Below are 1435 nucleotides of genomic sequence, written 5' to 3'. Positions count from 1 at the left end.
CGGCGGTCCCCACGCCGGCGGCAGCGGGGGCGGTCCGGGCGGCAACGGAGGCGGCGGGGGCGCCGGCCACCGCGGGGCCGCGGCCGCGATCGGGGCGAAGCCAGGAGGCACCGGGCCGGGCCCGGGGCCTACCAGTCCGACGAAGCTCGCCGTCGCCAGTGCTCCGACGATCAATCCCCCGGCACCTGCTACGACCGCGGCGAACCACGGGCGGCTGGTCAGCGATCGTGCTGGGGCCTCGGAAGTGGGTGGCGGGCTGGAGTTCGAGGTCAACGGCTCAACCTGTTCCGATTCAGTCATGGTTTCCTCCGTGCGTCGTGGGGTGCTGCTGTGATATCCACACTGGGAGACAACGCTGAAGCGCAGCTGAAAGCCTGCTGCTGGAACCGGTTTGCTCAGCTCCGCTTCAGCAGTCGGGCGGCCACAATGGCAGGGTGCACAACAGCGCACCCAGGGTGCTGGTGGTAGAGGATTCCGATGCGATCCGCGAGACCGTGGTGGCAGCTCTGGCCGACGCCGGATTCGTCAGCGGTGGACGAGTCGATGGCCGCGGCCTGGAGGATGTCTTGCCCGCATTCCGCCCAGACCTGGTGGTGCTCGATGTGATGCTGCCGGGCCGGGATGGATTCACCCTGATCGACGTGGTGCGCGGCTACGGCGACACCGGGATCATCTTGCTCACGGCCAGGGACGCACTCGATGATCGGTTGCGCGGGCTGGACTCCGGAGCCGACGACTACGTGGTCAAGCCGTTCGAATTGGCCGAACTGCTCTCCCGTGTCGCAGCGGTGCTACGCCGGCGCGGCCGCGTTCCCTCAGCGATCCAGGTCGGTGACTTGGTGGTCGACATGGAAGCCGGGATGGTGAGCCGGTCCGGTGTCGTGCTGGAGCTGACCGGCACCGAACTCAAGCTGCTCAACTACCTGGCCGAGCAGCGTGGCCGCACGGTGAGCAAAGATCGGATCCTGGCGGCGGTCTGGGGTTATGACGCCTATGACGCCAACCTCGTCGAGGTGTATGTCAGCGGTCTGCGCCGCAAACTGGAGGCCCACGGTCCGCGGATGTTGCACACCGTCCGCGGGATCGGCTACCGGCTGGCGGCGGCCCAGCCATGAGCACACCCACGCCGTCCTTGCGCCGACGAGCAACCGTGGCCACCGTCGGGGTGATCGCTGGACTGCTGGTCATCTTGGGTGTGGCCGGCGACCAGCTGGTCGGCGCACAACTCAACCGGGACCTGCGGACCCGGCTCGACGACACCGCCGCTCGCGCCGCAAATCTGGTCGACGCCGGGGTGGCTCCGGCTGCGCTGGTCACCCAAGTGCAGGGCCACGACATCCGCGTCCAGGTGATCAGTCCCGACGGCACCGCCTACGGCGATCTGGCCCTGCGGCCCGCTCCGCCGCCTCCCCCACCGCCGCCTCCGCCGCATCAC

1 protein-coding gene and 2 pseudogenes are annotated in these 1435 nt (G+C 69.2%); 2 read left to right on the top strand and 1 reads right to left on the bottom strand.

All coding sequences use genetic code 11. The features are described from left to right. A pseudogene (locus tag BST15_RS21960) lies at positions 1-300 on the bottom strand (hypothetical protein); the annotation flags it as partial. 134 nt (positions 301-434) lie between these two features. Between BST15_RS21960 and BST15_RS20880 the strand changes: the two are divergent. Further along, on the top strand, positions 435-1115 hold the full coding sequence (locus BST15_RS20880) for a response regulator transcription factor (RefSeq protein WP_046191541.1): 681 nt from the start codon (positions 435-437) through the stop codon (positions 1113-1115). After that, positions 1112-1435 (top strand): annotated as a pseudogene (locus tag BST15_RS20875) (two-component sensor histidine kinase); the annotation flags it as partial. The gene BST15_RS20880 and the pseudogene BST15_RS20875, both read left to right, overlap by 4 nt.

This window comes from Mycolicibacter arupensis, from assembly GCF_002086515.1.
Lineage (GTDB): Bacteria > Actinomycetota > Actinomycetes > Mycobacteriales > Mycobacteriaceae > Mycobacterium > Mycobacterium arupense.
The sequence above is the reverse complement of the archived record's forward strand: the minus strand, read 5'-3'. Positions and strand labels throughout refer to the sequence as shown.